We start from the raw sequence: 13,978 nt of genomic DNA, 5'->3' as shown, positions 1-13,978 counted from the left end.
GCTAAAGAAAGCCAAGAATTAGATAAACCCCCGCACTGAAAAGTTCGGGGGTTTTTTTCAATCAATTAAGATAGAAATCAGGCAGGCAAGACCAGCAAATTATAATCAACTCTCCGCACATCGCTCATGAACGAGCAGGATTACTTGGCGAGAGAGTACAGGAAGAATGGGAGCGCACATGAAGTGCAAACAACACAAGGACAGCTACCAAGGTAGCGCAGGAGGTGGTCAATGACCGGTGCAGAATTAGTTGTAGCCGCACTGGCACAACAAGGAATTAAAACCGTATTTGGTTACCCTGGCGGTGCCATCATGCCAATCTACGATGCGCTCTATGATGGTGGCGTGGAGCACATCCTCTGCCGCCACGAACAAGGCGCGGCTATGGCAGCAATTGGTATGGCGCGCGCAACGCAAGATGTCGCCGTGTGCATGGCAACCTCAGGCCCTGGCGCGACCAATCTGGTCACTGGCCTTGCTGATGCTTTCATGGACTCCATTCCTCTGGTTGCAATCACTGGTCAGGTCGCTAGCTCTCATATCGGTACCGATGCCTTCCAAGAAATGGATGTGATCGGCATGTCGCTTTCTTGTACCAAACACAGCTATCTCGTCACCGACATCCAAGAGTTAGCACCAACACTTGCTGAGGCGTTTGAGGTAGCAAAAACCGGTCGTCCAGGCCCTGTCATCGTTGATATCGCCAAAGATGTCCAACTCGCACAAGCACCCACGTCTGTGCTGCCGCCTTGCACCCCACCTGATCACCCGGTTGTGAGCAAGGATGCACTGAGCAGGGCCCAGCAGATTCTTAGCGATAGCTCTCGCCCAGTCCTATACGTCGGCGGCGGAGTACAACTGAGTAATGCCACCGACACTGTTCGCGAGTTTTTGCGCCTCAACCCTATGCCATCAGTAAGTACCCTCAAAGGTTTGGGCACTATCGAGCGCCATGATTCACATTACCTTGGCATGCTCGGTATGCACGGCACCAAAGCCGCCAACCTCATCGTCCAAGAAGCGGATCTCCTGATAGCTGTCGGCGCGCGCTTTGATGACCGAGTAACAGGTAAACTCGATACCTTTGCTCCTAATGCCAAGGTGATTCATATCGATGTGGATGCGGCTGAAATCAATAAGCTTAGAACCGCCAACGCACCTCTGCGTGGGGATGTGAAAGCGGTATTGCCTCTACTAGAACTGACCCACGACATTACGCCATGGCTAAGCCATAGCGAGAGCCTGCGTACGGGCTTTACTTGGCGTTATGACCACCCTGGTGAGCTCATTTTCGCGCCAGCATTGCTCAAACAACTGTCCGACATGATGCCAGATAGTTCGATTGTCTCGACCGATGTCGGTCAACATCAGATGTGGGCAGCACAACACATCCAGCCACGTGAGCCTCAAAACTTCATCACCTCAGCCGGGCTAGGCACCATGGGTTTTGGCCTACCTGCCGCAATGGGCGCTTCGGTTGGTCGCCCTGAAGATCAATCCATCCTTATCACTGGTGATGGCTCATTCATGATGAATGTACAGGAACTTGGCACGCTCAAACGTCGCCAGATTCCAGTCAAGATCGTACTGCTCAACAACCAACGTTTAGGCATGGTGCGTCAATGGCAATCGCTGTTCTTTGATGGTCGCCATAGCGAAACCATTTTGGACGACAACCCTGACTTTGTGATGCTGGCAAAAGCATTTGATATTCCGGGCAAAACCATCACCAAGAAAGAAGAAGTTGAACCCGCTCTAAAAGAGATGCTTGCAAGTAAAACCGCTTACTTACTTCATGTATTAATTGATGAAGAAGAAAACGTATGGCCACTCGTTCCACCGGGTGCGTCGAACAGTGAAATGCTGGAGAACACTTAACATGGAAAGATACTTACTCGATATCAAAGCGGACGATAAGCCCGTACTACTTGAGCGTGTTCTTCGCGTTATTCGCCATCGCGGCTTCATCATTAAACAAGTGGCGGCAACCCAAAACCATGAAAGCCATGTCGCCAGTGTCGAGATCATTGTCGACAGTGATCGCCCGATCACCTTTATTACCAATCAAATTGAAAAACTGTGGGATGTTCGCACTGTCGATGTAACCAAAATCGCTCGTGACCAACTACCAAATAACAACTTACAACAAAAAGTTTGTGCATAAGGAAGGCAATACAATGGCGACAAATACAGCAGATTATATTTGGTTTAACGGCGAAATGGTGCCTTGGGCTGAAGCGAACGTTCACGTACTCACGCATGCAATGCATTACGGCACATCCGTATTTGAAGGGGTACGTTGTTACAACACGCCTAAAGGCCCGATTGTTTTTCGTCACCGTGAGCACGCACAACGCCTGAAAGATTCAGCAAAAATCTACCGCTTCCCAATCCCTTATACGGTCGATGAAATCATGGAAGCCACTCGTGAAACCTTGCGTCAAAACAAACTCGAAAGCGCCTACATTCGCCCACTCGGCTTTGTTGGCAACGTCGGTTTAGGTGTTTGCCCACCGGCAGATACCGCAATGGAATTAATCATCGCCGCCTTCCCATGGGGTTCATACCTTGGTGAGGAAGCGTTAGAAAAAGGGGTCGATGCGATGATTTCCAGTTGGAACCGCGCCGCACCCAATACCATCCCAACAGCCGCCAAAGCGGGTGGTAACTATCTTTCATCGCTGCTAGTTGGCGGTGAAGCACGTCGTCATGGCTATGACGAAGGGATTGCACTGAGCGTTGATGGCTACCTGTCAGAAGGTGCCGGTGAGAACATCTTTGTCATTAAAGATGGCGTCATTTTGACCCCACCAACCACCAGCGCGATCCTACCGGGTATCACCCGTGATTCGATCATGACACTGGCACGCGATATGGGTTACGAAGTTCGCGAAGCCAATATTGCTCGTGAAGCACTGTACCTTGCTGATGAAGTATTCATGACCGGAACCGCTGCAGAAGTGGTTCCAGTAAGCACTGTCGATAAAATTGAAGTTGGTTGTGGTAAACGAGGCCCAATAACCAAAGCGCTGCAAGCGGCGTATTTTGGTCTATTCAATGGCACCACTGAAGATAAGTGGGGTTGGTTAGATTACGTTTACTCACAAGAAGCCGCAAAGTAGTAGAGGAATAAGGATATGCCTAAATATAGATCTGCCACCACCACCCACGGTCGTAACATGGCAGGCGCACGCGCATTATGGCGTGCCACCGGCGTCAAAGAAGAAGATTTTGGTAAGCCGATTATCGCGGTAGTGAACTCTTTCACCCAGTTTGTTCCCGGCCACGTCCATCTTAAAGATATGGGCCAACTGGTCGCAGGGGAAATTGAAAAAGCTGGCGGCATCGCTAAAGAATTTAATACCATCGCCGTTGATGATGGTATCGCGATGGGTCATGGCGGCATGCTGTACTCGCTGCCTTCACGTGAACTGATCGCCGATTCAGTTGAATACATGGTGAATGCCCACTGCGCCGATGCGATGGTGTGTATCTCTAACTGTGACAAAATCACTCCGGGGATGATGATGGCCGCGATGCGCCTAAATATCCCCGTAATCTTTGTATCTGGCGGCCCAATGGAAGCGGGCAAAACCAAACTGTCCGATCAAATCATCAAGCTAGATCTAGTTGATGCGATGATCCAAGGTGCCGATCCAACCATTTCCGATGAACAAAGTGAGCAAGTGGAACGCTCTGCCTGCCCTACTTGTGGTTCATGTTCAGGCATGTTTACCGCCAACTCGATGAACTGTTTGACCGAAGCGCTGGGTTTATCTCAGCCAGGCAACGGCTCAATGCTGGCAACGCACGCCGATCGTGAGCAACTGTTTATCAATGCCGGTAAACGTATTGTCGAATTGACTCGTCGTTACTACGAGCAAGATGACGCCTCTGCACTGCCACGCAATATCGCGGATCGCGCTGCATTTGAGAATGCGATGGCGCTGGATATCGCGATGGGCGGCTCAAGCAACACCGTTCTGCACCTGCTCGCCTCCGCGCAAGAAGGTGAGATCGACTTTGATATGAATGACATCGACCAGATGTCTCGCCGCGTGCCGCACTTATGTAAAGTGGCACCATCAACGCCAAAGTATCACATGGAAGATGTTCACCGTGCGGGTGGCGTAATGGCGATTCTCGGCGAACTTGATCGTGCTGGATTACTCAATAACCAAACTCGTACTGTGCTTGGTCTCACCATGCAAGAGCAGCTCGCTCAATACGACATCATGCAAACCGAAGATGAAGCGGTGTTGAAGTTCTTCCGCGCAGGCCCTGCGGGCATTCGTACCACCAAGGCGTTCTCGCAAGATTGTCGTTGGGATCGTCTTGATGATGACCGCGTAGAGGGTTGTATTCGCACCAAAGAAAACGCCTTTAGCCAAGAAGGCGGCCTAGCGGTGCTTTCGGGCAATATCGCGCTAGATGGTTGTATCGTTAAAACAGCCGGAGTTGATGAAGGTAGCCTTGTATTCCAAGGCCCTGCGGTGGTATTTGAAAGCCAAGATACCGCGGTTGACGGCATTTTAGGTGGCAAAGTCAAAGCAGGCGATGTGGTCGTGATCCGCTATGAAGGCCCGAAAGGTGGCCCAGGTATGCAAGAAATGCTGTACCCAACCACTTACCTAAAATCAATGGGGCTAGGCAAATCTTGTGCGCTATTAACTGATGGCCGCTTCTCTGGCGGTACCTCAGGTTTATCAATCGGTCACGTTTCACCAGAAGCGGCGAGTGGTGGCACCATTGGTTTGGTGAACGATGGCGATATTATTGCCATTGATATTCCAAGCCGCTCAATCTCACTGCAAGTAAGTGAGTCAGAATTGGCCGAGCGCCGCGCTAAGCAAGATGCTTTCGGCTGGAAACCAGTCGATCGCCAACGTACCGTGTCATTAGCGCTAAAAGCTTATGCCAGTCTAGCCACCAGCGCTGATAAAGGTGCGGTACGTGATAAAAGCAAACTCGAGGGCTAATCAATGGTCATGAAAGGATTGGTAGAGACTCTATCGCCCGACCAAGCCCTACCATCTGGCGCAGATTATCTGCGTCAGGTGCTGCGCGCGCCGGTATATGAAGTGGCGACCGTCACACCTCTACAAGCGATGCCTCGCTTGTCTGCACGATTAAATAATCAAGTGCAGCTCAAACGCGAAGATCGCCAACCTGTCCATTCTTTTAAACTGCGCGGTGCCTACAATATGGTCGCGAGCTTAACTGAAGAACAAAAAATTGCTGGCGTAATTGCAGCGTCAGCGGGTAATCACGCCCAAGGAATGGCGTTATCTGGTACGAAACTTGGCATTAAAACCACCATCGTGATGCCAAAAACCACGCCAGATATCAAAGTAGACGCAGTACGCAGTTTTGGCGGCAAAGTGGTTCTACACGGCAACAACTTCGATGAAGCCAAAGCCGAAGCGGAGCGCTTATCAGCCAAGCATGGCTACACCTTCGTGCCCCCATTTGATCATCCTCTGGTGATTGCAGGCCAAGGCACAATTGGTATGGAAATGCTGCAACAAAATGGGCACTTGGATTACATCTTCGTACCGGTCGGTGGTGGTGGTTTAGCCGCAGGGGTTGCCGTATTAGTCAAACAACTGATGCCTGAAATTAAAGTCATCGCCGTTGAACCGGAAGATTCGGCCTGCTTAAAGGCCGCACTGGATGCGGGTGAGCCGGTGGTTCTTGATCAAGTCAGCATGTTTGCCGATGGCGTAGCGGTAAAACGCATTGGTGACGAAACTTTCCGTTTATGCCAAAAATACATCGATGGTCACGTTACGGTATCAAGCGACGAAATTTGCTCGGCAGTGAAAGATATCTTTGAAGATACTCGCGCCATTGCGGAGCCCTCTGGTGCTCTCGCACTCGCGGGCTTGAAGAAATATGTCGATAAACAGCAACTGACGGGGAAGCGTTTAGGCACGATTTTGTCGGGCGCCAACACTAACTTCCACGGTTTACGCTACGTATCAGAACGTTGTGAGTTGGGAGAGAAGCGTGAAGGTTTATTAGCCGTCACGATTCCTGAACGCCAAGGCGCTTTCTTTGAATTTTGTAATTTGATTGGTGGCCGTGCCGTGACGGAGTTTAACTACCGTTATAACGACGATTCCTTAGCCAACATTTTTGTTGGTGTTCGCCTCAATGACGGCCAAAGTGAGTTAGACAACATCATCCAAGATCTGCGTGCCGGTGGCTATCCGGTTGTCGATCTCTCCGATGATGAAATGGCCAAACTGCACGTACGTTACATGATTGGAGGCAAACCATCGAAACAACTAAAAGAGCGGTTATACAGCTTTGAGTTTCCAGAATATCCCGGCGCACTGCTGAAATTTCTTAGCACTCTGGGTACCCATTGGAATATCAGCCTGTTCAACTACCGCAACCATGGCGCGGATTATGGACGAGTATTGTGTGGTTTTGAATTAGATGAGCAAGATTTAGCACGCTTCTCACTGCATTTAAGGGAATTAGGCTATCAATGCAAAGACGAAACTAACAACCCGTCTTATCAATTCTTCTTGTCGTAATACGTCAATCGTCAGCCGCTTTCTGCGGTCTGATAGAAACCACTCAACAAAGTCAGCCCTCTCGGCTGACTTTGTTCTATTCTAATGGAGTAAACGCACCCTATTTATGCGCAAAGCGCATAGACTCAATGCTAAAGTTTCATTTTCGTCATACCACATTCCAGACTACACTATCGTTAGTTAATTTATTGCTGTCCCTAAGTGGAGAAACCTATGTTTAACGCTCTGATTTTAAACCAAGAAGAAAAACGTACCATTGCTGCTATCGAGCAGATCGATGAATCACAACTGCCTGAAGGCGATGTATTGATCGAGGTGGATTACTCCTCTTTAAACTTTAAAGACGGCCTAGCAATCACCGGTAAAGGTAAGATCATTCGTAACTTCCCAATGGTACCGGGTATTGACCTTGCGGGTACGGTGATTAGCTCAGAAGACAACCGTTACCAAGCGGGTGACCATGTTGTACTGACTGGTTGGGGCGTAGGTGAAAATCATTGGGGCGGAATGGCGCAACGTGCTCGCCTAAAAGCAGATTGGTTAGTACCACTACCACAAGGCTTAGACAGCAAAAAAGCGATGATGGTGGGTACAGCTGGCTTTACCGCAATGCTTTGTGTACAAGCACTGCTGGATGCCGGTGTAAAACCTGAAGCGGGTGAAGTTCTCGTTACAGGCGCAAGTGGTGGCGTGGGCTCTGTCGCAGTAACACTGCTTGCTCAGCTAGGCTACAAAGTGGCAGCCGTGACGGGTCGTGTTGAACAAAATGGTCCACTACTAGAAAAACTAGGTGCTAGTCGTATTATCGATCGCAGCGAATTTGCTGAGCCAGCTCGCCCACTAGAAAAGCAAATCTGGGCAGGTGCGGTAGACACCGTTGGTAGCAGCGTACTGGCAAAAGTACTGGCACAAATGGATTACAACAGCGCAGTAGCCGCTTGTGGCCTTGCGGGCGGCTTTGACCTTCCGACGACGGTTATGCCGTTTATCTTACGTAACGTACGCCTACAAGGGGTAGATTCAGTTTCATGCCCATTTGAAAAACGTATCGCAGCATGGGAAAAACTGGTTGAGCTACTACCAGACAGCTACTTTGAACAAGCATGTACTGAAGTAGAATTGGCTGAAGCACCAAAATACGCTGAAGACATCACCAATGGTCAAGTGACTGGTCGTGTTGTGATCAAGCTCTAAGCGCTTCTGAGTCATCCCTTAGAGTGAGGAACGATCGAGTAAGGAGTCTCTATACGCTAGAGATTCCTAACATGCCGTTCCTCTATTCCGGAATGACATTTCTAATCAATCTAAACCCATATCTTCAATACGTTTGGCAATCAGACGACTGCACTCTTCTTTAACAATCGCTCGTAACCACTCTTGGGCTGGTGAATGCTCACAGCGCGGATGCCAAATCAATGAATAGTCAAAGGGCGTGAATTGAAACGGCAACGGTTTCACCACCAAGTCATAACGCTCAGCAACCAAATAAGCCAAATCAGCGGGAACCGTAATGATCAACGGCATGGTATCCACAATCGCCAATGCTGCTTCCAAATGATAAGCCCGCAACACCATACGACGCTGTGGGTGACCAACCAAGGCTTGTTCTATTAGTGCTTTCACCCCATCACTCACTGCAATCATCGCGTGAGGATAGCTAAGATAATCGTCTAGACTCATCTCTTGCTCCGCCAGCGGATGCTGTTTAGAGAGCAAGCAAAATACGCCAACGCGGCCAATGACTTCACTACATAAAGGGTCAACGGTCCCAATCGGACGACAAATCGCTAAATCTGCCCCTTCGTAGGTCAACTGATCGGCCAATCGGTCATGCTGTAATGGCAAGAAATTAAGCGATACCAGCGGCGCTTCTTGATAGATGCGGGGGAGCGCAAACGGCAAAATCGTTTGTAATGCATAATCGGTCGTCGCGATGGTAAAGGTTTGCTCGCAACGCTGTGGATCAAACTCACGAGGTGACAGCAGTTGACGTAACGACTCCAGCGGGTCCCCTAAACGCGCATTAATCTCTAACGCTTTTTCGGTTGGGATCAGTTGCTGTCCTTGACGAGTAAACAGTGGATCATTGAGTAAGGTGCGTAAGCGACCTAGCACTCGGCTCATCGCCGACTGACTGAGGTTGAGTCGCGTCGCCGCTTTGCTGACACTGCTTTCTTCAATTAACACTCGCAGTGCGACCAATAAATTCAAATCACGACGATAGATATCTTCTAGTTCCACTTCACTCATCCAAGCTCGATTGATGCTCTAAGTGTACTATTAACAAGTGGAATTTATCGAGTCATCATCGCGATAACTGTCGGTCGCTCTCGATAAATGACTGGAAAAAAAATCCCGCCTTTCGGCGGGGAAGCCCAAGAAAACTGGGGATAGTGTCGGAATGTAGTCGTGTGGAAACAATACCGTGTGCTGATATACGATGTGATAAAGCAACCCTTGCCTCTGGACTCTTTAAGCCAAATCCCTACAATTATGGCTTAAATGGCAAGCTACATCAGACGTCGCCTTATACAGATAGAGCCTTAAATCGATGGGTTTATCGCGGCAGACGACAACTCAAGCACGTTTAAAACTCCTTGGTCACAATTAATTGTTACCAACTTGTTAATTAAATTAAAACAAAATGATCACTTTGCCAAGTGATTATTGAATATTTTTTCTCCACGCGTATTATCAGCGCCTCGTAAAGCAAACAAGTGACGACCATGACATTCAATCCAGAACAGGCTACGCATACTCTAGAAGCAGAAGGACTACGCTGCCCAGAGCCAGTGATGATGGTCAGGAAGACAATCCGTAACATGCAAGAAGGGGATGTACTGCTCGTCAAAGCAGATGACCCATCAACCACTCGTGACATTCCGAGTTTTTGCCGCTTTATGGATCATCAATTAGTTGCTGCGCAAACCGAACAACTGCCTTACCTGTATCTCATTAAGAAGGGGTTGAGCTAAACTTCGCTCAGTTCAGTAGAGAGATAAAATGAAAAACGGCTGCCTAGGCAGCCGTTTGATTATTCGTCGTATTCTATGGTTCTAATTTCCGCCTGCAGCTTGTGAATCTGCTTTTGCATCGCTCGCATCTCTTCATGCATCGGAATTATATGGGCGACACGAATCCACGATTCAACCGTTAATCCCGCCAAAATGATCGCACCTGCAACCATCGGCAACCACATGTCGGTCAGCATCATGCCAAGCAATGTCAGCACCAAACCAAAAGTAAATAGATAGCTTTGACTCTTTGGGGACATCCCCATATAACGTGTCAGCATACTGTCGCCCTCCACCACTATTGTTATGGTTAAAGTAGCATGACAATGATGACACTTATATGTCATCGGTCACGCATTTCACCGATTTTACCTTCAAACGATCACCGATCTCTAACAACATATTGAACGCACAGCTCAATGTAACAAGATAGAAAAAGGCCCTAACCAAAGGTTAGAGCCTGAATCGCATGAGGTCACTTTAATCCGCAGATTATTAGCTACGTGGTTTTAGATCCAACACGTGCAGTAGACGCTCTGGTGTTCCTTCCCAAATCATAGGACGACCTTTAGGGTTGTCTTTTGTCCACCAGCCAGTAAAGCGCTTAGTGTTGTATTGGTAGAAGTTAGGACCAGATAATACCGGAACCGTCACTTGATTTTCAGCAATCAACGCTTGGATATTATTCGCAATTTGGCGCTGCTCTTGGCTATCCGCTGTTTTGTAGAAGCTGTCTAGCAACTTATCCAAATCAGCGTTTTTCCAGTGGTGCATCGCAAAGCGAGGCATACCTTCAGAAGCTTGCAGACGCGAGTGGTAACCGCTGTCCCAATAAGTATGCGGCGTTGGACCATGGAAGTAGTTGGTGTAAGCAATATCGTAATCTCCACCAATCATCGTCTGATTATAGATCGAGAAATCAGGTGTACGAGGCTTCACCTTTATACCAACGTCCGTCAGCTGTTCTGCCGCGAGCATTACGGTATTGTTAAAGTCCGTCCAACCTTGCGGCGATTGAATATTCAACTCAAACTTTTCACCTGATGGCGATTCAACAAAGCCATCACCATCAATGTCTTTGTAGCCTGCTTTCGCGAGAGCCGCTTTGGCTTTTTCTGCTGAGTAGGTCATGAACGGCTTATACTTATTATGAATTTTTTCATCCGACCATGTTTCAAACGCATAGCCTAAACCTGAGGCAAAATCATTTAGTACCCCATTACCATAGTTAGCAATATCAATCAGTGTTTGACGATCCAGAGCCATTGAGAAAGCACGGCGGAACTCAACATCGCTCAAAACTTCATGTTTAACCTTATCTTTCGATTCGTAGTTAAACACAAAGGCTTGTGTCCCTGCAGGCGGATACCAGTAGCCATGATCAGGCGATGTCGCAACATAAGTTTGATCGATATCCGGTACGAATGAACCCGCCCAGTCGATGTTGGAATTCATTAATTCACCCAACACCTGATCATTGTGGCTCATTTGCGGTATGCGTAAACAGTCAACCTCTAGGTTAGCATTGTCCCAGTAGTTCGGGTTACGACACTGCAAGAATAGGGTTGTGGTAAATTGTGGCAGCTCAGTAAACGGGCCAGTACCAACAGGGTTCGAGTTAGTGAATACAGCTGGATCTTCAACACTCTTCCATTGATGTTCAGGTACAATCGGTACTTGAACAATCTCATAGCTGATGTTGGTGTTCACTTCATTAAGGTGAAAACGAACTTGGTAAGGTCCCAGCTTTTCTACCGACTTAATTTTGGTGTTAATACCACGATCGTCGATACTTGGGTGTGCTTGCACTAAATTAAACGTGAAAACCACATCGTCAGCATTAAACGTTTCGCCATCAGACCATTTCACCCCTTCGCGTAAATCAAAAGTGATGCTGAGAAGATCATCACTCATCTGATAACCCGTCGCGAGACGGTACTCTGGGATATTACCTTTTAACTCATTAAACACCACCAGCGGCTCATAAATGAAATCACGCGCGGTGTGCAAGCGAGAAACGGCATATGGGTTAAAATTACGAATCAAAGAAGTATAGTGGTGAGGAATAATCGTCACTTTAGACAGACTATCCAGATCAGCAGCAACCACAGATTGCGCAGATAACGTTAATGCAGTACCGATCACTGCAGAGAGTAAGGTCTTTTTCATAGTGATACCTAATGAATGGATACGCACACAAAATAACCACTTTCCCAACAGGCAGCAATCCAACCAAAATCACCAAACAAAACAAAAGGTTGCACGTATGTTACATTCAACCTTCTGTTTGACTCTTGAGCGACATCTTTTTTTCTTGCTTCGCGATAAATTAGCGATTCAATTCAAATTTTATGTTTTAAAATGGTAGAAAATTACAACACTTCGCTTAAAAAGCACGCTTTTATTAATCTAAACAAAATGCGAGCTGATTAAAACTTCACCCATTCATCACTGCTAATTATGCTCATTATTTAAGACATTTTAGTTATAAAACGCCGCACCAATCGCCAAGCAAAGAAACAGCACCGCGCTAATGCGACGAATCAACGCCAATGGCAATTTATCGGCCGACACTTTACCCATCAATACCACAGGCACATTCGCCAACATCATCCCAAGCGTTGTGCCAATAATTACCATCAATAAAGCATTGGTGTATTGAGCACCCAGTATTGAGGTCGCAATCTGGGTTTTATCACCGATCTCAGCAATAAAAAAAGCGATAAAGCTGGTAATAAAAGCACTACGGCCACTGTAAGCCTCCTCTTCATCAAGCTTATCTGGAATTAAAACCCAACCCGCCATCAACAAGAAACTCGCAGCGATCACCCAACGCAAAAGTTCAGGGGACAAATAATCCGCCACCAGCCCTCCAAGCCAAGCGGCCAAAGCGTGATTGATCAGCGTGGCGAATAAGATCGCCAAAATAATAGGAATGGGTTTACGATACCGACTGGCAAGAACCAAGGACAATAATTGGGTTTTGTCACCGATTTCCGCGATCGCAACCGTGGTTAAAGATAGAACGAATACACTCACAACATGCTCATTGCAGGGCGGGGATTATTATAATAAGTACCAAAGACAAACCTCACTCCCCACCCTGGTTCATGATGATTTGTCTAAGGTCTTGCTAAACTTGCCGAGCTTGGCAAGCCTTGGACGCCATGGTGATTTTGCACCAATTATGTTGACGAACAAACTTAACCCATCAGACGATGAATTAAGCAAGCTACTCCCCAAAGACGGCGCAATTCTAATCAGCGCCCCCGCCAACTGCAACCCTCGAGCTGTAACGAAAAATGCCCCTTCAAATTCGATTTAAGCCGTTTAGAGATAAATATGCGGAGAAATAGGCAAACTTAACCTTTCTGGCTATGAAATAAGCAACATTGCCTCTACTCCCATCTACAATATCTGGGTATACTTGATTGTTATTTTTTTTAAATCATTCAGAAGAATCGCGCGAACCTGACTATGCAAAAATACGATATCAAAACCTTCCAGGGAATGATCCTCGCGCTGCAGGATTATTGGGCTCAAAATGGTTGTACGATTGTTCAACCGCTAGATATGGAAGTAGGTGCTGGCACCTCTCACCCAATGACATGTCTACGTGCACTTGGCCCAGAGCCAATGGCAACAGCGTATGTTCAACCTTCACGTCGTCCGACCGATGGTCGCTACGGTGAAAACCCGAACCGTCTGCAGCACTACTATCAATTCCAAGTAGCTCTAAAACCATCTCCAGATAACATTCAGGAGTTGTACCTAGGCTCGCTTGAAGTTCTTGGTGTCGATCCGCTTGTTCACGATATTCGCTTTGTTGAAGACAACTGGGAAAACCCAACATTGGGTGCTTGGGGTCTTGGCTGGGAAGTTTGGCTAAACGGTATGGAAGTAACGCAGTTTACTTACTTCCAACAAGTTGGCGGCCTTGAGTGTAAGCCAGTGACTGGTGAGATCACTTACGGTATTGAACGTCTAGCAATGTACATCCAAGAAGTTGACTCAGTGTACGACTTGGTATGGAACGTCGCACCAGACGGTTCAAACGTCACTTACGGTGATATCTTCCACCAAAATGAAGTTGAGCAATCAACTTACAACTTTGAACACGCAGACGTTGAATTCCTATTCGGCTTCTTTGAGCAGTGTGAGAAAGAGTGTAAAAAGCTACTTGAACTTGAGAAGCCATTACCTCTGCCAGCTTACGAGCGCATCCTAAAAGCAGGCCATGCTTTTAACCTGTTAGACGCACGTAAAGCTATCTCAGTTACTGAGCGTCAACGTTACATCCTTCGTATCCGCGATCTGACTAAGTCTGTCGCAGAAGCGTACTACGCATCGCGTGAAGCACTGGGTTTCCCAATGTGCCGCTCTGCAGAACAAAAAGCGAATAACGAGGAGAAGTAACCC

At 47.6% G+C, this 13,978-nt stretch carries 12 protein-coding genes; 8 read left to right on the top strand and 4 right to left on the bottom strand.

Going from position 1 to position 13,978, the window contains the following annotated elements:
- Positions 1 to 231 precede the first annotated feature (231 nt).
- From ilvG to RH86_RS11560, 6 genes are all read left to right on the top strand, one after another.
- Positions 232 to 1,878, top strand: coding sequence for an acetolactate synthase 2 catalytic subunit (ilvG, locus tag RH86_RS11585; RefSeq protein WP_009386314.1), 1,647 nt, complete (start codon positions 232 to 234; stop codon positions 1,876 to 1,878).
- A gap of 1 nt (position 1,879) precedes the next feature.
- Positions 1,880 to 2,164, top strand: a complete 285-nt coding sequence (gene ilvM / locus RH86_RS11580; protein ID WP_005597332.1) for an acetolactate synthase 2 small subunit — start codon at positions 1,880 to 1,882, stop codon at positions 2,162 to 2,164.
- A gap of 13 nt (positions 2,165 to 2,177) precedes the next feature.
- Positions 2,178 to 3,122 (top strand): branched-chain amino acid transaminase, encoded by a 945-nt coding sequence (locus RH86_RS11575; RefSeq protein WP_009386313.1) that lies wholly within the window; start codon positions 2,178 to 2,180, stop codon positions 3,120 to 3,122.
- 15 nt (positions 3,123 to 3,137) lie between these two features.
- Positions 3,138 to 4,979, top strand: coding sequence for a dihydroxy-acid dehydratase (ilvD, locus tag RH86_RS11570; RefSeq protein ID WP_009386312.1), 1,842 nt, complete (start codon positions 3,138 to 3,140; stop codon positions 4,977 to 4,979).
- A 3-nt stretch (positions 4,980 to 4,982) separates the two neighbouring features.
- Positions 4,983 to 6,545: a threonine ammonia-lyase, biosynthetic gene (gene ilvA, locus RH86_RS11565; RefSeq protein ID WP_009386311.1), complete on the top strand. Its 1,563-nt coding sequence runs from the start codon at positions 4,983 to 4,985 to the stop codon at positions 6,543 to 6,545.
- 213 nt (positions 6,546 to 6,758) lie between these two features.
- Complete coding sequence (locus RH86_RS11560) at positions 6,759 to 7,739, top strand: MDR family oxidoreductase (protein ID WP_005597328.1); 981 nt, start codon at positions 6,759 to 6,761, stop codon at positions 7,737 to 7,739.
- Positions 7,740 to 7,844: 105 nt separating this feature from the next.
- Here the strand turns inward: RH86_RS11560 and RH86_RS11555 are convergent, their stop codons facing one another.
- A complete protein-coding gene (locus RH86_RS11555; protein ID WP_009386310.1) occupies positions 7,845 to 8,786 on the bottom strand; it encodes a LysR family transcriptional regulator in 942 nt (313 codons plus the stop codon).
- A 485-nt stretch (positions 8,787 to 9,271) separates the two neighbouring features.
- On the opposite strand from RH86_RS11555, the gene tusA reads away from it, so the two are divergent.
- On the top strand, positions 9,272 to 9,520 hold the full coding sequence (tusA, locus tag RH86_RS11550) for a sulfurtransferase TusA (RefSeq protein ID WP_005597326.1): 249 nt from the start codon (positions 9,272 to 9,274) through the stop codon (positions 9,518 to 9,520).
- A 59-nt stretch (positions 9,521 to 9,579) separates the two neighbouring features.
- On the opposite strand, the gene RH86_RS11545 is transcribed toward tusA, so the two are convergent.
- The 3 genes from RH86_RS11545 to RH86_RS11535 all read right to left on the bottom strand — a co-directional run bounded on the left by RH86_RS11545 (position 9,580) and on the right by RH86_RS11535 (position 12,598).
- Complete coding sequence (locus RH86_RS11545; protein ID WP_009386309.1) at positions 9,580 to 9,840, bottom strand: hypothetical protein; 261 nt, start codon at positions 9,838 to 9,840, stop codon at positions 9,580 to 9,582.
- 214 nt (positions 9,841 to 10,054) lie between these two features.
- Positions 10,055 to 11,728, bottom strand: a complete 1,674-nt coding sequence (locus RH86_RS11540; RefSeq protein WP_009386308.1) for an ABC transporter substrate-binding protein — start codon at positions 11,726 to 11,728, stop codon at positions 10,055 to 10,057.
- Between the two features lie 312 nt (positions 11,729 to 12,040).
- A complete protein-coding gene (locus RH86_RS11535) occupies positions 12,041 to 12,598 on the bottom strand; it encodes a TMEM165/GDT1 family protein (protein WP_009386307.1) in 558 nt (185 codons plus the stop codon).
- A gap of 438 nt (positions 12,599 to 13,036) precedes the next feature.
- Here RH86_RS11535 and glyQ point away from each other — a divergent pair, with 438 nt between their 5' ends.
- A complete protein-coding gene (gene glyQ, locus RH86_RS11530; RefSeq protein ID WP_005597320.1) occupies positions 13,037 to 13,975 on the top strand; it encodes a glycine--tRNA ligase subunit alpha in 939 nt (312 codons plus the stop codon).
- Positions 13,976 to 13,978: the final 3 nt, after the last annotated feature.

It is taken from the genome of Vibrio sp. N418 (assembly GCF_000222565.1).
Lineage (GTDB): Bacteria > Pseudomonadota > Gammaproteobacteria > Enterobacterales > Vibrionaceae > Vibrio > Vibrio scophthalmi.
The sequence above is the reverse complement of the archived record's forward strand: the minus strand, read 5'-3'. Positions and strand labels throughout refer to the sequence as shown.